Here is a 19,885-nt window from a genome sequence, read left to right on the forward strand (position 1 = left end):
GTGCAGTGACGTGACGAGGACAGCTTATGGAATGGCTCGACACGGCTCAATCACTGCAACGGCGAAAGCGCAATCCGACACGAATTCACAGCATTGTGTGGCTACCGCCCCTCACCCTGCGTAGGTACACCTGGCACCCGCGGTGTACACCCACCCACGTCACCCTTCCCGAGGCTTCTGAAAATGCTCGCGGACAAGCCTCGACGCTTCTTCCCAAAGCGCTGGCGAGCCGCGCTCGATCGGCGGGCCGTAACGTGCCATGGCCTGTTCTTCCGTGACGTCGCACTCCACCCAGCTACCACCTCCGGTCGCTGCGTTGTGGAGTAACGGCTGCAGACGGTCCAGCGATTTCGCAAACCGTGCGTCGTCGCTTTCTCCCGCTTCGAACTCGGACCACAGGCTCCGGAACTCCGCTGCCTGCGCGGCCGGCAGCAGCGAGAAGATCCGTTCTGCCGCCTGTTCCTCCAGCGCCGCCTGACCGGCTCTTGCCGCCGGGTCGTGAAACGGCACATCGCCTGCGTCGATTTCCACGATGTCGTGGATAAGCAGCATCTTCACCACGCGCAGGGCGTCGACAGGTGCCGCCGCATGTTCCGACAGGACGAGGGCATACATGGCCAGGTGCCACGAATGCTCCGCGCTGTTCTCACGGCGTGACTGATTGATAAGCGGCGTCATCCGGACGACGCTCTTCAACAGGTCGATTTCCCGGAGGAAGGAAAGCTGGCGTTCCAGGTTGGACAGGTTCACGTTGAATGCAGATGGACAGTGTTTCGCGGTGAAGTTTAGCAGCCCGCCCCGGCCGCGCGGGGCAGTGCGCCGGCCGTCGCTCACGCCTGCTTGCGAAACACCAGGCTGAAGTTGTTGGCCGGCATCTGAATCGGGGCATCGCACGTCAGGCCGTGCGCCGTGCCGAGTGCGATCACGGCTTCCATGTCGCGCACGCCCCAGTCCGGATCGGCCGAGTGCAACTGACGGTCGAACGCCTCGTTGCTTGGTGCCGTATGCGCGCCTTCGCGGCGGTAGGGGCCATAGAGGTACAGCACGCCGCCCGGTGCCAGTCGTCTGCCCGCGCCCTCGAACAGCGCCTCGGCCGCGGCCCAGGGCGCGATGTGGATCATGTTGATGCAGACGATGGCGTCCACGGCATCGATGCCCCACGGCTCCTGGCGGACGTCAATGGCAAGGGGTGGGAGAACGTTCTGGACCTGCGTATGTTCGGTCCAGGCGGCAATCGACTCGCGGTGCGTCGCATCCAGATCGCTCGGCTGCCACGTCAAACCCGGAAGCGCCGCCGCAAAATGCACGGCGTGCTGCCCGGTGCCGCTGGCGATTTCCAGTACCGTGCCCGATCGCGGCAGTACGTTGCGCAGCACGGCCAGGATCGGCTCGCGGTTGCGGTCGGTGGCGGGCGCCATGCGGCGCGCGGTCGGATCAGCGGTCATGGGGTTCCTCGTGGGGCTGCCACCCGGTCGGATGCCGGGCGCGCAGCCCACAGGGTAGCAGGACCGGGCGGAACGCGGCGTCAGGCCCGCTTGCCGAGGCGGATCGCTGCCGGCGTGGCCGTCAGGTAGCCCACCGCCGCGCCAAACCGGTCCTTGTAGTTGGCGCGGATCAGCGGGTCGAGCTGTGCCTTGACCTTGTCATGCAGCCCCGCTTCCCAGTCGCCAGGATGCTGGAAGTTGCTCATGATGTACGTCCAGCCATTGATCTCGTCCACCGCGTGCAGTCCGGTCGATTCCGCGCCGGCCGGGCACGACAGCAAGCGCGACAGCTGCTTCGTGTCGACGTTGTACGCCCACAGGAAGTTGTTGACGTGCGTGTTGCTGTCTTCGCCAACGAACAGCGTGCGCAGCGACTCCGAGAACTTGAGGTTGTCCGGCGTGGCCACCTTGTCGGGGTTGGCGAAGTTGCCGAGCGCATCCTGCGCCTTCCTGGGTCCGCCGCCGAAGTCTTCGGACACCAGTGCCGGCACCGGTGCCATGTCGACGGGCACCCATTCGCTGTCGATGCGCGCGCCGGCATGGTCAGTCTGGGCGCCACGCAGGTTCAGTTCGTACACAGCGCCCGAGTAGGGACCTTCCACGCGGATATCGCCCGCATTCGCCGCGTTGCCGGCCAACATGCTCGATTCGATACGCGAGATCGCCGAGTACGCCTTGCGGTCCGCGATATTGACCGTGGTGCCTTCCATCTTGGTGAAGCCCAGGCTGCCACCCACGAGCGCCGCGTAACGATGAGTCTCCAGGAACGCCGCCGCCTTCTCCTGGCCCGGCGCGACCTTCACCCAGTTCGGCTTGCCATCGATCAGGATGCGCGTGTAAGCGCTATCAGCCGGGTCCTTGGTCTTGACGTCCATGATGTCGGAGACCTTGATGCCACTGTCCACCAGCTTGCGGATCTCCTCGCTCGTCGCGCTGCCCAGCGCGATCCACGACAGCGTGGCCGCGCCCGGCCCCGTGCCGGAAGTCTGGTGCCACTTGGCCACATAGAGCTTGCCCGACGACAGATCGCGCGGACGATCGGCGATGAACATGAACAGGCCGCCATTGGTGGCGTCGTCGCCCATCAGTACGGTGCGTTCGTCCGGCATCACCTGCACGAGTTCGTGCGAGATGCGGCCCAGGCAGTAATGCTTGCGGATCGAACCCGTGCCGTCGGCGTGCACGGTGACTTCGGGGAGATGGCCGTAGTGGTAGGGGTTGGCGCGGTCTGCGTCGCCATACAGGTTCTGGCTGAAGCCACGCAGACGCTTGTCGGTGGCGGCCTTGACCGCGTCCGGCTCGTACTCCTCGCTCGACAGGTGCGTGTTCCACGGCGACAGGCTCGCGCCGCAGGTGATCCACAGACCGTTCACCGCCGACGTATCCACGTTGTGATAGCGCACCGGGGTGAGCTTGCCGGTCTTCGGGTCCTGGTCGAGCGTGATGACGGCGATCGGCGACGGCAGCATGCCGTACATGTCACCGTTGGCCTGGTCGCGCGTGGTGTATTCGAACTGCACCACGGCGAACACCGTATTGCCCTTCACGCCGGGCACGCGCGCACCGCGCACGGTCAGCAGCGAGCTGCCGTCCGGGCAATCCGAGAAGAACTGGCGCGTCTTGCCGGGCACCGAGGTGTCCATGATCGCGCGGTTATGGATATCGTAGTAACCGCCCGCCAGCACCTTGCCGCCCTTGCCATCGGGCAGCATGTCGCCGGTGACGAAGAAGGGCTGGTATGCCAGCGCATATTCCTGCGTGCTGTCATCGCTGTAAGACACCTTGATCGACGAGCCAACCGTCGTCGTGGCCATCGTCGCCGGATTGTCGAGCGACGGCGCGGCCATGCCCGTGAACGTTGCCGAGGTAAAGGCCGCGCCAGCTTTGCGCCGGGGCGCGGCGGCGAACGCGGCCTCCATCGCGGTCATCCCACCCGCAAGACTCGCGGCGGCCGCGCCGATCGGGAGCATCGGGGCTCCACCAAGGATTTTCAGGGCACGGCGGCGGGCAGCGAGGGGTTGGTCGGACATGATGGTTCTATGTGGGTGGATAGGTATGCGAATCGGGCGCCGGGGCAATGTGGACGGAACGCCCCGTGGCGGATGATAAGCACCCAGCATGACAGTTTTTTGACGGTCAGCAAGCTGTCACGCGACCCGGTTTCCGTGGCCGCCGGTCGGCCTGCGCTACACTCGCCTCCTGCCCAGCGACCACTGCATTTCCCCGTCTTGCCTACCTACACGCTTGCCGCCCCAGTTCACGCCGACATCGAGATCCGCAAGAGCCGCTTTATCGCACTGGCCGTGCCGGTGGCTGACCGTGATGCGGCGATGGCCGTGATTCAGGATCTGCGGGCGCAGCATCCCACCGCCACCCATGTGTGCTGGGCGCTGCTGGCGGGCGGACAATCTGGCATGTCAGACGATGGCGAGCCTTCTGGCACGGCAGGCCGGCCGATCCTCGAAGTTCTTCGCCATCACGACCTCGATGGCGTGCTGGCGGCCGTGGTGCGGTACTACGGCGGCGTCAAGCTGGGCGCGGGCGGCCTCGTGCGGGCCTATACCGACGCCATCGCCGGCGCGCTCAAGGACGCCGAGCGTATCGAACGCATTGCGTACACCACGTTTGCCATCGAGGTCGACTATGCCGACGAATCGCGCGTGCGACGCTGGCTGGAGTTGTCGGCCGCCGAAGGCTGCACGCTGGTCGACACCCGATATGACGCGTTGGCGACGCTGCTGATCCGCCTGCCCGCCACGCTGCGCGATGGCGCGATTGCCACGCTGCGCGACGCCACGCACGGCCGAGCCCGATTCCCGGATACCGAAGAGCAGGCATGACTGGCGACGGGAACACATTCGACGACACCGAATACACGGCGTGCGTCCTGCCCGCAAATACACGGTTTGCCGCGCCGGCTTCGCTGAGTCTGCTCGAGGCGGCGCTGCTCGAAGGCGTGTCGCTGCCCAGTTCGTGTCGCAATGGCACTTGCCGCGCCTGCATCAGCAAACTCCACGCGGGCAGCGTGCGTTACCGCGTGGAATGGCCAGGCCTGAGCCTCGACGAAAAGGAGGATGGCTACATCCTGCCCTGCGTGGCGTGTCCGACCAGCGACGTCGTGTTCGAACCCGTTGGCGCGGCCTGATCGCGCCATCATCTACGGGCCAAGCCCTGCCCACGCTCTATCTGCACTCGATCCGCGCGCTACCCACACTCAATCGTGACGACCGTTCACCGAAAAGAACCGTAGCGCGATCTTGAGTGCATCGGGGCCGGCGGGGTCGGCGAACGCCTGCCCCGGCGCGCCACCGCTCCAGGCGTGACGCAGACCCTCCACCTTCACCAGCCGCAGGTACGGGCGCGCCCCGCTCTGCCAGTCGAGCACGTCCATCTCCCTGCGCGTGCCGCGGCGCACGCGCTTTGGCGGCAACGGGGCAGGTGCATGCACGCCATGTGGGACGAGGTCGAGCCACATGGCAGCCGTAGCCGTGGCGTTGTCGTAGGACACTACCGCATCCTCGTCGCCATGCATCAGCAGCAGCGGCGGAGGCCGACGTCCGGCCAGCAGCAACCGCGCCGCATCGATGTCAGGCGCCCGCTCCCCGCGCATCGCGCGTGACGCCTGCGACGCGTTGCTGGCACTGAGCGGCGCGGCACCGGAATGCGAACCCACGGCGGCAAAGCGATCGGGATAGCGCAGACCCAGCATCAGCGCCATGGCGCCGCCAGCAGACAAACCGAACGCGCAAACCCGGTCGGCCAGAACCGCGTAGCGCCGGCACGCATGATCGACCATCGACATCAGCAGCGCCGCCTCCGATGCCCCGCGCTCAGCGGGCCGGAACCAGTTCCAGCAGCGCTGGGCGTTGCCTTGCAGCGATTGCTCCGGCATCAGCACCACCCAGCGCGCGTCGCGCGCCACGGTGGCCACGCGGGCGCAGGCCGCAAAGCTGGCGGCATCCTGGCCGCAGCCGTGCAGCAACACCAGCAGCGGCGCCGGCCGCGCCGCGCTGACACCGGGCGGCACAAACACGCGATAGCGGCGCTGCGCCATGCTGCCGATACCGAGGCTGAAGCCCCACAGCCCCTCCTCCCAGATACCGCCGCCCTTGCTGACCGGGGTTGGGGCCGGAGTCACTACCCCTGTGAAGGCCTGACGCGCGGCCTTGCCAACGGCACGCCCCATGGCCTTGCTGACCGCCTGGCCCTGCTGCCTGGCCACGCGCAGCACCGGATTCGTCACTGCCTGCGCCACGGTGCGCTGCAGCCGGCGCGCGCTCCGCGCCGCCTGCTTGCCCAACGTTGCCAACAGCCTGGTACCGCCCGCGCGCCGCTTCATACCGCATCGCCCTTTCGTGTCCGGTGCGGCAAGGCCATGCTAGCGCCGCGATCTGGGGGCTAGTATGGCAGGCGAATATGTCAGGAATCCTCGGCGGATGGGGTCAGAATGCCCCGCGTAGCGCCAGATCGACGCCAAGCAACAACAGACCGCAGAAAAACAGGCGACGGAAGCGCTCCGCGCTAATCCGGTGGCGCAGCCACTGCCCGAAGAACATGCCGCCGAGCGCGGGAGCCAGCGCCAGCGCCGAGGCCCCCAGTACCGGCGTGTGCAACAGCGCGCCGTCCAGCGCCAGGCTGACAGCCAGCGCAATGGTAGACACGGTGAACGACAGCCCCAGCGCCTGGACCATGCTTTCCTTGTCCAGCCCAAGCCCCTGCAGGTAAGGCACGGCCGGAATCACGAATACACCCGTCACCGCCGTGATGGCGCCGGTCACCAGTCCGATCAGCGGCGCCAGCCAGCCTTCCGCGCGCGGCGGAACGTGCAGCCTCACGGCGGCCAGCCCGACGATCGCGTAGAGCACCAGCGCCACGCCCAATGCGTTGGTGGCATGCCCGAGAACCCGGGCCGGCACCAGCGCCGCGCAGATCCACGTGCCCGCGCAGATCGCCACGAGCATCGGCCAGAGGCGCTGCAGTAACAGGCCGAATCGCGGTCCGCTGAATAACTGGACCACATTGGTCACCATCGAAGGCGCCACCAGTAGCGCGGCGGCCTGGGCAGGCGGCATGACCAGCCCCAGCAGGCCCACCGCCACTGTCGGCAAGCCCAGCCCGACCACCCCCTTCACGAAGCCGGCCAACAGGAATGTCAGGCCGATGAATGCAATCTCCTGCCCGATATCGAACGACGTCATTCGCATTGGCTCCGGGGATCAGGGTTGCGCTGCGTCGTGCACCGCGCGGCTGTCGGCCGGCGCTTCGTCGCGTTCGTTCATGCCGTAGTCGCGTATCACCTGCGCCACGCGCAACCGATAGTTGGCAAACACGCCGCCGCGCCCGGCCGCCTGTGCCTTGCGGTGGTCGAGCGTGTTGCGCCAGGCGATCACGGCTGCCTCGTCCCGGAAGAACGACAGCGAGAGCAGCTTGCCCGGTGTGGTCAGGCTCTGGAACCGCTCCACCGAGATGAATCCATCAATGGTTTCCAGCGTCGATTTCAGATGCGCGGCGATGTCGAGGTAGGCGTCCTGGCGCCCTGGCGCGGGCTCGACTTCAAAGATGATGGCGATCATGGTTGGGGGCTCCATTTAGTTGTTGGATGAAAAGCTGGGAATGCGCGCATTGACGGATGGCCGGTAGCGCACGCCGGCAGCAAGCCGGTCCGGGTGTATGTCGCGCGCGAGCAGCGCATCGACCGTGCACGTGGCCAGCACGCGAGCCAGCGCATCGCCTGGGCAACCGTGCCGCCCCGCACCAAAGGTCCACGCGCGCTCCTCCGCGGCGGAGGAAGGATCATGCGCCGCCGCGGCCAGCAATACCAGCACCGCATCGCCCTCCTTGACCTGCTGGCCGCACAACATCGCATCCGCTGCCATGAAACGGCGCGTGTTCTGCACGGGTGGATCGATCCTTGCCACCCGATCTACGCTCGCTGCGATATCGGCCCCTTGCCAGTCAGATCTGCCGAGATAAACGAGCGTGTTGCCGATCAGCCCGGCAGTCGCTTCGCACGACTGGATCATCAGGCCGATCGCGTTTGCCGTCAGCGTGGCCGGATCCATCTTGCTGTCACCCCCCGCCTGCGCCAGCGCGGCCAGCACGCCGATGTCTGCCGTTTCGCGAGCTTCGGCGGTTTGCGCCAGGCGCGTCAGCCATTGCGCGGCAGCAACGCCAGCCTCGACATCCGCCGGGGATGCCAGCGGTGACATGGCCGCGGCAAAGGTGGCAACAAAGCCGGCCACCCGCGTCGAGACGTGACCGTCCGTGTCGCGCTCAAGCGGAAGGCCCAGCAGATCGGCGATGGCGAGCACCGGCAACGTGAACATCCAGCGATTGGCTTCGTGTGCGTCGTCGTGGTCCACGCGGGGCAATGCCGCTGCCAGCGCGCGGGCCCGACTGCGTGCATCGGACAGATCCAGCGCCGCCATCTGCCGCGCCACGATTGCCTTCAGCGGGGCATGGGCCACGCCGTCATTCATACGGATCAGCCGCCCGAACAGGTCACCTGCGGCAGATCCGGCGAGCGACGGCGGAACGGGCTGTGCGGCTGGCCGCACGCGGCCATCGGCATGGTCCAGCACTTCCGCGACGGCCGCCGCGCTGGCGGCGACCCACAGCTTCAGTGCTGGATCGAAGTAGAACGGGCGAGTGCTCGCGAGGTCACGATAGTAAGGATAAGGATCGGCGTGCGTGACGGCTGCAATCGGATCGGCGGGGGCAAGGGAAGCGTTGGGGGGCATGACCTGCTCGCATCTGGTAGATGCCACCCAGTATGGTTCGCCATCGCACTGGATGTTTCACGACAACGCGAAATGTCGATTGCACCACTAAGGCACCACCGAGGCACCACCAAGCGCGGCTAGCCAGCCACCAGCCCCTTTTGCGCCAGCCATTCGGCGTTGAACAGCCGCGCCGAATACAAGCTGCCACGATCGCACAGTAGCGTCACGATGGTGTGACCCGGCCCCAGATCCTGCGCGATCTGCACCGCGGCCGCCACATTGATGCCCGTCGACCCACCCACGTACAGCCCTTCCTCGCGCAGCAGCCGGTAGACCATCGTCACGCAACGCTGGTCATCGATGCGCACCGCATCGTCGATTGGTGTGTCCGCGAGATTCGCAGTGATGCGGCTTGACCCGATCCCCTCGGTAATCGAATTACCTTCGGCCCGGATCTGCCCGGTCTTCACGAAGCTGTACAGACCACTGCCATGTGGATCGGCCAGCACCGTTCGCACCGCCGGGTTCTGCGCCTTGAGAAAGCGGGCAACGCCCGCGAGCGTCCCGCCTGTGCCAGTGGCGCAGACGAAAGCATCGATCTTGCCGTCGGTATCTCGCCAGATCTCCGGCCCCGTGGTCTCGTAGTGGGCCTGCCGGTTGACCGTGTTGTCGAACTGGTTCGCCCAGATCGCGTTGTCGAGTTCCTGCGCCAGGCGCCCTGCCACCTTCTGATAGTTATTGGGGTCGGCGTAGGGTACCGCCGGCACGGTGCGTACTTCGGCACCGAGCACGCGCAGCAAGTCCATCTTCTCTTTCGACTGGGTCTCCGGAATCACGATCACGCAGCGATAGCCACGCGCGGCGCAGATATGCGCCAGGCCGATGCCGGTGTTGCCGGCCGTGCCTTCCACCACGGTGCCGCCAGGCTTCAGCGTGCCGCGCCGCTCGGCGTCAGCAATGATGTACAAGGCGGCGCGGTCCTTGACCGAGCCACCCGGGTTCAGGAACTCGGCCTTGCCGAGGATCTCGCAGCCCGTTTCCGCGCTGAGCTTGCCGAGCCTGATCAACGGCGTGTTGCCGACTGCGCCGATAAAACCGTTCCGCGTTGCCATCGCACCTCCCGCATGCCCGAACTGTGCCGCTCATTCCTACAGCTACAGCTTAGTCCGGGCATACGGATGGCGCGGATTGCGGGCCGGAAGCATCGTCCGGCGCACAATCGTCGGCCAGCGCCGCTACGTGAAGTCCGCGCGCAGCACGTGCTTCATCAGCTTGCCCGTGGGGGTACGTGGCAGTGTGTCGCGAATCAGGAACTCGCGCGGCACCTTGTAGCGCGCCAGCCGCTCGGCGGCGAAGGCCTTGATGCCCTCCGGGTCCGGCTGCGTGCCGGGCCTGGGCACCAGCACAGCTACCACGGTCTCGCCCCACTGGTCGTGTGGCCGGCCGATCACCGCAACGTCCTGGACATCGGGGTGCGCCCCCAGTACGTCCTCGACTTCCTTCGAGTAGACGTTCTCGCCACCGGTAATGATCATGTCCTTGGTGCGATCCACCACGAACAGGAAGCCGTCGGCGTCCAGGCGGGCCAGATCGCCGCTGCGATACCAACCGTCGCGCATGACTTCACGCGTGGCGGCTTCGTTATCGAGGTAGCCCAGCATATTGGAGTCGGCCTTGATCCAGATTTCGCCAATCTCGCCGGGGCCAGCATCGGCACCGCCCGTGCGCACCACACGCATGTCCAGACCCGGCGTGGCCACGCGGCCAATCGAGCCAGCCTTGGCGACCTGTTCCTCCGGGTACAGCACGGTGCCGGACGGTCCGGTCTCGGTCATGCCGAAGACCTGATAGAAGCGATCGCTGCGATAAAGCTGCGCAAGCTGGCGGGCGGTGTCCGCGCCGATCGGGCCGCCACCATAGATCCATGCGCGGACCGACCCCAGATCGAACGCGGTGACGTCGATCTTCATCTGCAGCGGCAGCAGGTACGACACTGGCGCGCCGAAGTACAGCGTGGCGCGCTCGTCCTGCGCGGTCTGCAGGAAATGCAGCGGGTGGTACTCGCGCAGCAGGATGACGGTGCCGCCGACGTACAGCGTGCCAAGCATCCAGTTGTTAAGCGGCGACGAGTGCCAGAGCGGCATCGCCATCAACGTGCGCTCGTCGCGCTGCATCGACAACGCCAGCGCGGCGGTCATTCCTGCCATGCACACGGCCCGATGGGTCAGCACGCAGCCCTTGGGCCGGCCCGTGGTGCCGGACGTGTAGAGAATCTGGGCGATGGCGTCGTCGGCCGGCGGCAGCGCATTGTAGGTGCCGGCCGCCGGCAATTGCGCGTCGAACGAATCGAACCCGGCCGCATCGGTGCTGGTGGCCAACAGCTTCACTGGCGTCTGCAGGCGAGAGACCACGGAAGCCAGGCTGCCGTCGAACACACACACCTTCACGCCTGCATGTTCGAGGATGTAGTCGACCTCCGGTGTCTGCAGTTTGTGGTTGACCGGCACCGCCACCGCGCCAAGCCGCCACGCCCCGAACATCGCCGCCACCATACCCGGCGTGTTGAAGCACAGCACGGCCACGCGGTCGCCCGCGCCAACGCCGTGGTCGGCAAGCACGATGGCCGCGCCGCGCGACAACGCATCGAATTCCGCATAGGTGATCGACTGTCCGGCATACCGCAGGAACGGCTTGTCCGGATGCTTGCGTACGTTGCTATCCAGCAAGGCAACGATGTTCATTGGGGCGTCTCCACTTTCTCTTTTGTATGTTCTGCCGGCCTTGTGCTGGCCTTGTGCTGGCCTTGCGCTGGCCTTGTGCTGGCCTTGTGCTGGCCTTGCGCTGGCCTTGCGGCGTCTTACTGCGTCCAGGCGCGATCCAGGATCGCGGCGTGCGCTACGCCATCCGGCAGCATGCCGAACACGCGGCCCCATTGCGCGTCGAACCGGCTGGCGATGAACGCATCGGCCACCGCCGCCGGCGCATGTTCGCCGAGCAGACGGGCCTGCACCAGCAGCACCAGAAGCTGCGCATGGCGGCGCGCAAGCCATTCCGTCGCCTCTCCCTGGGTCCGCAGCCCCGCGACCAGCATCGTGGCCGCATCGCTCAGACGCGCGTCCTGGCGGCAGAATGGCGCCAGGTCTTCCAGCAACGCCTGCATGGCCTGCGGTTCCCGGCTGATGGCACGCATCATGTCCAGCGCCATCACATTGCCCGATCCTTCCCAGATCGAAATCACCGGTGTTTCGCGATACAGGCGGCCCATCGGGCCTTCATCCATATAGCCGTTGCCGCCAAAGACCTCCATGGCCTCGCCAGACAGTTCCACGCTGCGCTTGGCCAGCCAGAACTTGGCCGCCGGCGTGACGATGCGCTTGTAGGCACGCTGCAGCGGATCCTCATCGGCCAGCGCGAAGGCCTCGGTCAGCCGCATCATCATCAGCGTGGCCGCTTCAGACTCGAGCGCCATGTCGGCCAGCACGTTGCGCATCAGCGGCTGGTCGATCAGCGTCTTGCCGAACGCGCTACGGTGGCGGGTATGGTGCAACGCCTGGACCAGGCACTGGCGAATCAGGCCGGTACTGCCCATCACGCAGTTCAGGCGCGTGAAAGTGGCCATTTCGATGATGGTCGGAATACCACGGCCTTCCTCGCCGATCATGCGCCCCCAGGCACCTCGGAATTCCACCTCGCTGCTGGAGTTGGAACGATTGCCCACCTTGTCCTTCAGCCGCTGGATCTGCACTGCGTTCTTGGTGCCATCGGGCCGGTAGCGCGGCACGTAGAAGCAGGCCGGGCCGCTTTCCGTGCGGGCCACCACGAGGTGCGCGTCGCACATCGGCGCCGAGAAGAACCACTTGTGGCCTGTGATCAGATACTCGCCGCCGCGCCCCTCGCCACGCAGCGGTTCAGCGCGCGTGGTGTTGGCCCGCACGTCGGAGCCACCCTGCTTCTCCGTCATGCCCATGCCGACCAGGATCGAATCCTTCTGTTCCAGCGGGATGTCCCGCGCATCGTACGTACGCGAATAGAGCTTCGGCGCGAGCGCTGCGAACAATTCGGGTTCGCGTTGCAATACTGGAATGCACGCAAAAGTCATCGAGTTCGGGCACTGCGAGCCCGCCTCGATCTGCCCGTGCATCGAGAATCCGGCCGCATAGGCAGCCCATGCGCCGGGACGCGGATCGGCGAACGGCTGTGCCACGAGGTTCTGCTCGCGCGCCATGCGCATGACGCCGTGCCAGCTCGGGTGAAACTCCACACGGTCGATACGGCGGCCCTGGCGGTCGAACGTATGCAACTCGGGCTTGAAGTGGTTGGCCTCCTCGGCCATGCGGATCGTCTCGGCGCTGCCAAGCCGCGCGCCGTAGGCGGTCAGCTCGGCTTCGTGGGCGCCCGCCCCCGCGCGGCGCACCGCCTCCTGCAAGGGAAGATCGGTGGTGTAGACGTTATAATCCTGCAGTTCCGTCACCACGTTGGTGACCTCGTGCGTGCTCCATTCCATGGGCATGTCTCCGTTGCGCCGGCTCGTCAGTCAAGCCGGTCTTGTCGACAACCAGTATAAGAATCCGTCCACCGCAAGGTGTTCGGGTTTCTCAGACATGAAAGCAGCGCGCCCCAAAGCTCCCACCGCCCCAAATCCGCCGAGCCCGTCCGGCGCCCGACGCCGCAAGCCAGCGCAATCGCGAGCCCGCGCCACGGCCGACGCCATCCGCGACGCGTTCTTCCAGCTTCTGGCCGAAAAGCCTTATGACCGCATCTCGATCCGTCAGGTGATCGGATTGGCCGGGGTCGGCATTGGCAGCTTTTACGAGTATTTTTCCTGCAAGGACGCGCTGGCGGCGGTCTGCATCCATCTTCGCGTCAAGGCCATCGCGGCCACGATGCGCGCGAGCATCGACGCCCACCGCACCGAGCCCCTGCCCGCCCGGGTGGATGCCCTGATCGACGCCCAGTCGGCCGCGCCGCTGGCCGAACCCGAACACTGGGCGGCGCTGTTCGTGGTCGAGCGCAAGGTGTCCGGCATCGAGGCGTTCCGGAACATGTACGCGGAGTTCGTGCAGCTCTGGATGGAAACGCTGTCCGGCGGACCGGAATGGCCCACCGACGCGCCGCTAGGCCCCACTGCCTTTGCCGTTCATGCGATGACGTACAGCCTGGTATCGCAAACCCTGATGACCGCGACGCGTCCCGTCGATGCCGTGGCGCTGCGACGCGCGGTGGGCAATGCGGTCCATGGTTACCTGTCGATTCAAGCGCCGCTGGCTTACCGGATGCACCGCTTCGAGCCCGGCTGAACATCTGGCAGGCCGAATAGATTGCGCTAGATCGCGCCAGATCAAGCGCGCCCGCGAGCCGACCTTCGTCTTCGGATACGATGCCATCGTGAGCCTCTCTCTCAAACTTCCGGAATGCCGATGACCGCCACCGCTGTTATCTCGACCCGTCCCTCGACACCCCACCCACGCCGGAAACGGACATGGATGCGAGCCGCGTTATGCGCCTGGTTCATCGGCGCCGCGACGTCCGCCTGGGCGCAGCCACTGTGGTTTGCCAATGGACGCCCGACGCAAGCCGCGCAGCAGGCCGTGGCCGCGCTGGCGGATGCGGGCGCGGATGGGCTGGAACCCCGAGATTACGACGCGGACGGCCTCAAGCGGGCCATCGCGCAGGCCGACTCCGGCACGGCCCTGGCTCCGGAGTCGTTGGATCGGGTGGACAATGCGCTGACTGTGGCGATGCGCCAGTACCTGTCGGACCTGCACAAGGGGCGGATCGACCCGCGCCAGATCCACGTGAACTTCTCGGTAGCGGACGAAACACCGTTCGACCCCGACAGCTATCTGCACGCCGCCGTCGCCGCGAACCGGCTGCCCGCGGCGATTCACGAGGCGGCGCCATCGTTCCCGCTGTATCCGACGCTGCGCGACGCGCTGAGCCGCTATCGGGCCCTGGCCACCCAGCCGCTCTGGAACACCCCGCTGCCGACGCCACCGGGCAACAAGCTGGCCATCGGGCAGCCCTATGACGGGCTTGCGCAAATGGCGCAGCGCCTGGAGGCATTGGGCGATCTGCCCCAAGGCACGCCGGTTCCGAAAAAGTACGAAGGCGCGCTGGTGACCGCGGTCGAGTCATTCCAGAAGCGGCATGGTCTAGATGCCGACGGCGTCATCGGACAAGGCACGCTGGCGCAACTCAACACAACACCGTCCGAACGCGTGAAGCAGATCGCGCTGACGATGGAGCGCCTGCGCTGGACACCGTTGACGGCAGGCCCCCGCGTCATCGTCGTCAACATTCCCGAGTTCATGCTGCGCGCCTATGATTACGTCGACGGAAAGCTGGACATCAAGCTGGAGATGAAGGTCATCGTCGGCAAGGCGCTCAACACCCGCACGCCGATGTTCCGCGAGGACATGCGCTATATCGAGTTCAGCCCGTACTGGAACGTGCCGCCATCCATCGCGCGCAGCGAAGTGGTGCCGAAATCGCGGCGCGACCCGGGGTATTTCACGCGACAGGGCTTCGAATTCGTCTCGGGTGGCCAGGCGATTACCACGCTGTCGTCGGCGAATCTCGATGCGGTGCTGCATGGCCAGATGCGCATCCGGCAACGGCCCGGCCCGCTGAACGCGCTGGGGGACATCAAGTTCGTCTTCCCGAACAATCAGAACATCTATCTGCACCACACACCGACCCCGCAATTGTTCCAGCGCGGCCGCCGCGATTTCAGCCACGGCTGCATCCGCGTGGAGGAGCCGGTGCAGTTGGCGAAGTTCGTGCTGCAGGACATGCCCGAGTGGACCGAGGAGCGGATCCGGCAGGCGATGAGCAAGGGAAAGTCCAACACAATTGCGTTGAAGCAGCCTTTGCCTGTTGTATTGGCGTACGGCACCGCCATTGCCAGGGCCGATGGACGGGTATATTTTCTGCCTGATATCTACGGACAGGACAAGCTGCTGGAGCAGGCGCTGCGGCAGCGCAACCCGCCGGCCACCGCACGCGCCGGCAAGCTCGCGCAGACCACACCATGACGCAATCGAAGACTCCCCCGCGCCGCCGCTTTCTGCACCGCGCCAGCGGCCTGATCCTCGGCACCGGCATTGCAGCGCTCTCCACCGGCGTGGCACGGGCCAATACGCCGGACAACACACCTGAGAACACACCTGACAGCGGCCCCGGCAACCCGCCGAATGCCCGCTCGCTATCGTTCCATCACACGCACACGGGCGAGAACATCTCGCTGGTCTATGCGATGGGTAGCGAAGTGCTGCCACAGGCACAGCTGGCGTTGAACCGCTTCCTGCGGGATCACTATTCGGGCTCGGTCGGCGCAATCGACCCCCAGCTTTTCGGCCTGCTTTTCTCGTTGCGACGGGAGCTTGAGACAGACACCCCGTTCCAGGTCATTTCCGGCTATCGCAGCCCGGCCACCAACACCCGCCTGCGCAACACGCGTGGCGGCGGCGTGGCCAAGCACAGCCTGCATATGGACGGCATGGCTATCGATATCCGGCTGCCCGGCGTATCGCTGGCCGATCTGCGCGATGCAGCCACCTCGCTGAAGATTGGCGGCGTCGGGTTCTACCAGCAAGAGGATTTCGTGCACGTCGATACCGGCCGTGTGCGGCACTGGGGATAAGGCGCCCGGATGAAACGCCAGGGCCAGGGCTGGCGGCAGCCAGCCCTCAATATGCCCTAAGCGTCTCATCATACGGCCTTGATGGGCGGTATGCCCATCGGTCCCATGGCGTGAATGGTAGTGGTCTTGCTACACTTCGGGAAAACCCTATAAGGGAATCCACCAAGGATAACCAAGGGACCGACCAACCTGACCACGCCATCTGGCGCCCAGACCATGTCCACGCAAGTCGAAACCGTCTTCCTGCCCTACGGCGCAGCCCTCAACAAGACCCCTTCCAACAACCAGGACAAGTCGTCGTGGTGGGGCAGCTACTGGGCCGGCGGCTGGGATCTGTACCTCGACAACGCCCGCGTCGTAGGCGAGGCGTTCAAGCCCGCGCAGCAGGACCGCTGAACCGCCGCCGGGGGCTAGTCCGCCTTTAGCCCCAGACGCTGGACCATCGCCCGCTCAACCGAGATCTGCTCCGCCACGAAACGCTTGTAGGCGGCGCCATCCATGTACATGAGCGCCTGGTCCTGCCGCTTCAGCGCCGCGAGGTGAACCGGATCGATCGCCGCTTTGTGCAGCGCGTCTTCCAGTACCCGCACAACCGGCTCCTTCATGCCCTTCGGCCCCGCAATGCCGTAGGGGGACGCCGATACGATATCCAGCCCGAGTTCGCGCAACGTTGGCACATCGGGCCAGCGCGTGGAACGACGCTCGGTCCAGAGGTTCAGCCATCTCAGCTTGCCGCTGTCGACCAGCGTCCCGGCAGAACTGCCCGCCGCGCACATCGACACGTGACCGCCAAGCAGCGCGGGTATGCACTCGGCATCGCTCTTGTATGGAATCGCATTCAGCGAGATGCCCGTCTTCGCGCCGATCTCGAGCATCGTGACATGCGGCGTGCTGAACTGCCCCGGCGAGCCATATGAATACTTGCCGGGCTCCGCACGCGCCGATTTCAGGAAGTCAGCCCAGGATTGCCAGGGCGAGTCCGCACGCACCACGATGCCAAACGTATAGCCCGATATCCGCGCGAGGTATGTGAAGTCGCTCGCCGGATCGTAAGCCGTCTTCTGGATGAACGGCTGGCGGAATACCGTGGCCGGAATCATGGCGAGCGTGTATCCATCGGGCTTCGCCCGCAGCAATGCCTGGGCGCCCAGCGTTCCCGACACGCCGGGCCGGTTCTCCACTACCACCGATTGCCCTAGCGCCGTCTGCAACGCCACGGCGTACTGACGTGCAACGACGTCGGTCGTGCCGCCCGGTGCGTAAGGGACGATCAGCGTGACCGGGCCCGACGGGAACTTGTCTTCCGCCGACACGGCGCTCACGCACAAGGCGAGCGCGAGCAGGGCGATGGGCCGAATGAATCGGGTGGATCGGGTGCTAGCGCGCATCCGGCACCCGCTTGCGCAACAGGTACTTCTGCGTGCCTTCCATGACGCGCACGTCGTTCTGGTTACGGATCTCGGATTGCATCACCAGCACGCCGGTGGTGCGGCCCGGAATCAGCTCGCTGACCGTCAGGCTGCAATACAGCGTGTCTCCGACATAGACCGGCGCCAGAAAGCGGCTGCTCTGCTCGATAAACCCCTTCAGCGATTCCTCGACCATATGCGGAAACAAGCCGGCGCCCGCCGCGGTCTGGATCAGCACCTGGAAACCATGCGCCAGCATATGGGGCATGCCATGCGCGCGGCAGTACTCCACGTCATAGTGCACGGGATGGTTGTCGCCGCTGGCCAGCTGAAACGCGGCGAACAGCGCATCGGTCATCGTCCGTGAGGGCAGGTTCATCCGCTCCCCGACTTCGAAATCCTCGAAATAGCGCTGGGCGCAGAGTTCGTGTCTGATCATCGTTCGGTCTTCCTTTTCCTGCGGCGCGACGTCAGTCGGCCTTCATGTTGGCGGCGACTGCCACGGGCTTCCACTTGGCGATCTCCGCGCGCACGAACTGCGCGAGCGCCTGCGGTGTTGGATTCGGTTCCAGCTGCAGCCCGAGATCGACGGCCTTGGCCTGCAGCGCGGGCTCCTTGAGCGTTGCGCCCAGCGTGTCCGTCAGCTTGCGGATAACCTCCGGCGGCGTGTTGGCCGGCGCAAACACGGCATTCCAGGTGTAGGCCTCGTAGCCGGGCACAACCTCGGCCACCGCCGGCGCGTCGGGCGTCTGCGGCAAGCGCGCAGCCATCGTGGTGGCGAGAAGCTTCACGGTACCGGCACGGACCTGGGCCAGCCCGGTCGGCGCGCTATCGAACATGAAAGCCACGTGGCCGCCGATCAGGTCAGCCATGGCCGGCGCGCTGCCGCGATACGGCACGTGAACGGTCTTCGTGTCGCTCATGTAGTTGAGCAATTCCGCACCGAGATGCGGCGCGCTGCCCACCCCGGCAGAGCTGTAGTTGACCTGGCCAGGATGCGCCTTCAGATAAGCGATGAACTCCTTCAGGTTCCCCACCGGCAGCTTCTTGTTGACCACCAGCACCAGTGGCGCGCGCGCGGCCAGCCCCACCGGGGCGAAGTCCTCGATGGTGCGATACGGCAGTGCGTCATGGATGCTGGGGTTGACCGCGTGCGCCACCGTGGTCAGCAGCAGCGTATAACCGTCCGGGGTCGCCTTCGACACGTACTCGGTACCGACCAGCGTGCCCGCACCGGTCCGGTTCTCGATCACGATCTGGGCTTTCAATTGCCGGCTCCAGCCCGCTACCAGCGCCCGCGCGAACGTATCGGTGGGGCCACCCGCGGCGTAGGGCACCACCAGGCGGATTGGCTTCGCGGGATAGCCAGCGTCAGCCGCTGCCGGCGTTGCGGTGGCCAGGAGCGCCCCGGCGCAGATCAGCGCTGCGCCGAGCCGGTAAAGCGATGGAATCATGAGGTTGTCTCCGTCCGGTTCTGTGGTGACCGGTAACGTCTTTGCAATGTCGCCATGCCACGGCGCGAGCGATCACTATAGAATCGACAGCGCGGCTCGGGCCAGTCGAAAAGTACTGAGTCCCCTTAGAAGAATTCGAACCGCGATGCCTGAAGCGCCCCTGGCCCCTCGGCACCGACCGGCGCCGTGGCAACAGGAGACGACCTTGCGATTTGAGTTAACCGACCTTCGGGTCTTCGTGGCCATTGCCGAGGCGGGAAGCCTGACGATGGGTGCTTCCGACATGCATCTGACTGCGCCCTCCGCCAGCTATCGGCTGAAGAATCTGGAGCAGACCGTCGGCGTGCCGCTGTTCAATCGCACGCAGAAGGGCATGGTCCTGACGGCGGCCGGCGAAACCATGCTGCAGCACGCCAGGACGATTCTGGACAATGTGGAGCAGTTGCAGATCGGCATGCGGCGCCACACCGATGGCATCGAAGGGCACATTCGCGTTTACGCGAACAGCAGCACCATGTGCAACCTGCCCGTGGCCCTCAGCCGCTTCCTGGCGGCCTATCCCAACGTCAATGTCGACCTCGAGGAGCACCTGAGCGCGGACAGCGTTCGCGCGGTGCAGGAGCAACGCGCCGATATCGGGCTGGTGGCAGGCGCCATCGACCTGCATGGCCTCGACTCCATCCTCTATGGCGCAGACGAGCTACTGTTCGTGGTGCCGCCACGTCATCCGCTGGGCATGCGCGATAGCGTCTCGCTGGTCCAGGCGTTGCGCCACGAACTCGTATCGATCGGCAGCAAGAGCAGCAATTTCCTCTATCTGCAGGATATGGCAACGCGCGCAGGCATCGTCCCGCATGTGCGCGTGCATGCGCCGAATTTTCCGGCCGTGATCCGCTGCGTGCAGGAGGGCGCCGGCATCGCACTGGTACCGCGTTCCGTGGCGGCACCGGCCATCGCGCAAGGGCTCGTCGAGGGCGTGGTGCTGGACGAACCCTGGGCCATGCGCGAGCAGCGCGTGGTCGCGCGCAGCCTTCAGAGCTTGCCGGACTACACGCGTGCGTTCATTCGCTTTCTGACGGAATCCAGCGAGTCATTCCCTGCCGCCGCCCTGCCACCACCCTGCGTTAGATGAGCTTGAAGCCGTGTAAGGAAATATCGACTGGCTTCGTCACAC

Annotated in this window: 20 protein-coding genes; 7 read left to right on the forward strand and 13 right to left on the reverse strand. The window is 65.7% G+C overall.

Annotation, left to right across the window (positions count from 1 at the left end):
• Positions 1-159: 159 nt before the first annotated feature.
• From WD006_RS19315 to WD006_RS19325, 3 genes are all read right to left on the reverse strand, one after another.
• On the reverse strand, positions 160-750 hold the full coding sequence (locus WD006_RS19315) for an HD domain-containing protein (protein WP_029308835.1): 591 nt from the start codon (positions 748-750) through the stop codon (positions 160-162).
• A gap of 80 nt (positions 751-830) precedes the next feature.
• A complete protein-coding gene (locus WD006_RS19320) occupies positions 831-1,445 on the reverse strand; it encodes a DUF938 domain-containing protein (RefSeq protein ID WP_029308834.1) in 615 nt (204 codons plus the stop codon).
• 80 nt (positions 1,446-1,525) lie between these two features.
• Positions 1,526-3,514 carry a PhoX family protein gene (locus WD006_RS19325; RefSeq protein ID WP_029308833.1) on the reverse strand — a complete coding sequence of 663 codons (1,989 nt, stop codon included), beginning with the start codon at positions 3,512-3,514 and terminating at the stop codon, positions 1,526-1,528.
• Between the two features lie 198 nt (positions 3,515-3,712).
• Between WD006_RS19325 and WD006_RS19330 the strand changes: the two genes are divergently transcribed.
• Both WD006_RS19330 and WD006_RS19335 read left to right on the forward strand, forming a co-directional pair.
• Complete coding sequence (locus WD006_RS19330) at positions 3,713-4,324, forward strand: IMPACT family protein (RefSeq protein WP_029308832.1); 612 nt, start codon at positions 3,713-3,715, stop codon at positions 4,322-4,324.
• Entirely contained in the window at positions 4,321-4,629 is a 309-nt protein-coding gene (locus WD006_RS19335; protein WP_011518340.1) for a 2Fe-2S iron-sulfur cluster-binding protein, read from the forward strand. The genes WD006_RS19330 and WD006_RS19335 overlap by 4 nt, the downstream gene beginning before the upstream one ends.
• A 69-nt stretch (positions 4,630-4,698) precedes the next feature.
• Here WD006_RS19335 and WD006_RS19340 read toward each other — a convergent pair whose 3' ends face one another.
• From WD006_RS19340 to WD006_RS19370, 7 genes are all read right to left on the reverse strand, one after another.
• The gene (locus WD006_RS19340) at positions 4,699-5,823 is read right to left on the reverse strand and encodes an extracellular catalytic domain type 1 short-chain-length polyhydroxyalkanoate depolymerase (RefSeq protein ID WP_029308831.1); all 1,125 of its coding nucleotides are present in this window, start codon (positions 5,821-5,823) and stop codon (positions 4,699-4,701) included.
• A gap of 103 nt (positions 5,824-5,926) precedes the next feature.
• Positions 5,927-6,682 (reverse strand): sulfite exporter TauE/SafE family protein, encoded by a 756-nt coding sequence (locus tag WD006_RS19345; RefSeq protein WP_029308830.1) that lies wholly within the window; start codon positions 6,680-6,682, stop codon positions 5,927-5,929.
• A gap of 18 nt (positions 6,683-6,700) precedes the next feature.
• Positions 6,701-7,057: an antibiotic biosynthesis monooxygenase family protein gene (locus WD006_RS19350; RefSeq protein ID WP_029308829.1), complete on the reverse strand. Its 357-nt coding sequence runs from the start codon at positions 7,055-7,057 to the stop codon at positions 6,701-6,703.
• A 15-nt stretch (positions 7,058-7,072) separates the two neighbouring features.
• Positions 7,073-8,224 (reverse strand): cytochrome P450, encoded by a 1,152-nt coding sequence (locus WD006_RS19355; protein ID WP_029308828.1) that lies wholly within the window; start codon positions 8,222-8,224, stop codon positions 7,073-7,075.
• 119 nt (positions 8,225-8,343) lie between these two features.
• A complete protein-coding gene (locus WD006_RS19360) occupies positions 8,344-9,318 on the reverse strand; it encodes a cysteine synthase A (RefSeq protein ID WP_011518335.1) in 975 nt (324 codons plus the stop codon).
• Positions 9,319-9,441: 123 nt separating this feature from the next.
• Complete coding sequence (locus WD006_RS19365; protein WP_029308827.1) at positions 9,442-10,947, reverse strand: class I adenylate-forming enzyme family protein; 1,506 nt, start codon at positions 10,945-10,947, stop codon at positions 9,442-9,444.
• Positions 10,948-11,063: 116 nt separating this feature from the next.
• Complete coding sequence (locus WD006_RS19370) at positions 11,064-12,710, reverse strand: acyl-CoA dehydrogenase family protein (RefSeq protein WP_029308826.1); 1,647 nt, start codon at positions 12,708-12,710, stop codon at positions 11,064-11,066.
• Between the two features lie 97 nt (positions 12,711-12,807).
• On the opposite strand from WD006_RS19370, the gene WD006_RS19375 reads away from it, so the two are divergent.
• The 4 genes from WD006_RS19375 (at position 12,808) to WD006_RS19390 (ending at position 16,244) form a co-directional block, all read left to right on the forward strand.
• Positions 12,808-13,503, forward strand: coding sequence for a TetR/AcrR family transcriptional regulator (locus WD006_RS19375; protein ID WP_011518332.1), 696 nt, complete (start codon positions 12,808-12,810; stop codon positions 13,501-13,503).
• Between the two features lie 186 nt (positions 13,504-13,689).
• A complete protein-coding gene (locus WD006_RS19380; RefSeq protein ID WP_035833287.1) occupies positions 13,690-15,240 on the forward strand; it encodes a L,D-transpeptidase family protein in 1,551 nt (516 codons plus the stop codon).
• Positions 15,237-15,848 carry a YcbK family protein gene (locus WD006_RS19385; protein ID WP_011518330.1) on the forward strand — a complete coding sequence of 204 codons (612 nt, stop codon included), beginning with the start codon at positions 15,237-15,239 and terminating at the stop codon, positions 15,846-15,848. Before WD006_RS19380 ends, WD006_RS19385 begins: the two co-directional genes overlap by 4 nt.
• A 216-nt stretch (positions 15,849-16,064) precedes the next feature.
• Positions 16,065-16,244, forward strand: coding sequence for a hypothetical protein (locus WD006_RS19390; protein WP_017511959.1), 180 nt, complete (start codon positions 16,065-16,067; stop codon positions 16,242-16,244).
• Between the two features lie 14 nt (positions 16,245-16,258).
• Here the strand turns inward: WD006_RS19390 and WD006_RS19395 are convergent, their stop codons facing one another.
• The 3 genes from WD006_RS19395 to WD006_RS19405 are packed head-to-tail and all read right to left on the reverse strand — an operon-like array spanning position 16,259 to position 18,711.
• Entirely contained in the window at positions 16,259-17,236 is a 978-nt protein-coding gene (locus WD006_RS19395) for a tripartite tricarboxylate transporter substrate binding protein (protein ID WP_029308824.1), read from the reverse strand.
• Positions 17,226-17,696, reverse strand: coding sequence for a MaoC family dehydratase (locus WD006_RS19400; protein WP_008651486.1), 471 nt, complete (start codon positions 17,694-17,696; stop codon positions 17,226-17,228). Before WD006_RS19400 ends, WD006_RS19395 begins: the two co-directional genes overlap by 11 nt.
• A gap of 31 nt (positions 17,697-17,727) precedes the next feature.
• Complete coding sequence (locus WD006_RS19405; RefSeq protein WP_011518328.1) at positions 17,728-18,711, reverse strand: tripartite tricarboxylate transporter substrate binding protein; 984 nt, start codon at positions 18,709-18,711, stop codon at positions 17,728-17,730.
• Between the two features lie 205 nt (positions 18,712-18,916).
• On the opposite strand from WD006_RS19405, the gene WD006_RS19410 reads away from it, so the two are divergent.
• Entirely contained in the window at positions 18,917-19,843 is a 927-nt protein-coding gene (locus WD006_RS19410) for a LysR family transcriptional regulator (RefSeq protein WP_029308823.1), read from the forward strand.
• The last annotated feature ends 42 nt before the right edge of the window (positions 19,844-19,885 follow it).

The sequence above is a fragment of the Cupriavidus sp. Met-2 genome (assembly GCF_049843575.1).
GTDB classification, from domain to species: Bacteria; Pseudomonadota; Gammaproteobacteria; order Burkholderiales; family Burkholderiaceae; genus Cupriavidus; species Cupriavidus metallidurans.

Coding starts and splice junctions, on each gene's coding strand:
- WD006_RS19360 (WP_011518335.1), bottom strand. CDS start 9,318: ATGGCAACGCGGAACGGTTTTATCGGCGCAGTCGGCAACACGCCGTTG.
- WD006_RS19400 (WP_008651486.1), bottom strand. CDS start 17,696: ATGATCAGACACGAACTCTGCGCCCAGCGCTATTTCGAGGATTTCGAA.
- WD006_RS19375 (WP_011518332.1), top strand. CDS start 12,808: ATGAAAGCAGCGCGCCCCAAAGCTCCCACCGCCCCAAATCCGCCGAGC.
- WD006_RS19395 (WP_029308824.1), bottom strand. CDS start 17,236: ATGCGCGCTAGCACCCGATCCACCCGATTCATTCGGCCCATCGCCCTG.
- WD006_RS19345 (WP_029308830.1), bottom strand. CDS start 6,682: ATGACGTCGTTCGATATCGGGCAGGAGATTGCATTCATCGGCCTGACA.
- WD006_RS19370 (WP_029308826.1), bottom strand. CDS start 12,710: ATGGAATGGAGCACGCACGAGGTCACCAACGTGGTGACGGAACTGCAG.
- WD006_RS19390 (WP_017511959.1), top strand. CDS start 16,065: ATGTCCACGCAAGTCGAAACCGTCTTCCTGCCCTACGGCGCAGCCCTC.
- WD006_RS19320 (WP_029308834.1), bottom strand. CDS start 1,445: ATGACCGCTGATCCGACCGCGCGCCGCATGGCGCCCGCCACCGACCGC.
- WD006_RS19325 (WP_029308833.1), bottom strand. CDS start 3,514: ATGTCCGACCAACCCCTCGCTGCCCGCCGCCGTGCCCTGAAAATCCTT.
- WD006_RS19350 (WP_029308829.1), bottom strand. CDS start 7,057: ATGATCGCCATCATCTTTGAAGTCGAGCCCGCGCCAGGGCGCCAGGAC.
- WD006_RS19385 (WP_011518330.1), top strand. CDS start 15,237: ATGACGCAATCGAAGACTCCCCCGCGCCGCCGCTTTCTGCACCGCGCC.
- WD006_RS19380 (WP_035833287.1), top strand. CDS start 13,690: ATGCGAGCCGCGTTATGCGCCTGGTTCATCGGCGCCGCGACGTCCGCC.
- WD006_RS19355 (WP_029308828.1), bottom strand. CDS start 8,224: ATGCCCCCCAACGCTTCCCTTGCCCCCGCCGATCCGATTGCAGCCGTC.
- WD006_RS19340 (WP_029308831.1), bottom strand. CDS start 5,823: ATGAAGCGGCGCGCGGGCGGTACCAGGCTGTTGGCAACGTTGGGCAAG.
- WD006_RS19405 (WP_011518328.1), bottom strand. CDS start 18,711: ATGATTCCATCGCTTTACCGGCTCGGCGCAGCGCTGATCTGCGCCGGG.
- WD006_RS19365 (WP_029308827.1), bottom strand. CDS start 10,947: ATGAACATCGTTGCCTTGCTGGATAGCAACGTACGCAAGCATCCGGAC.
- WD006_RS19335 (WP_011518340.1), top strand. CDS start 4,321: ATGACTGGCGACGGGAACACATTCGACGACACCGAATACACGGCGTGC.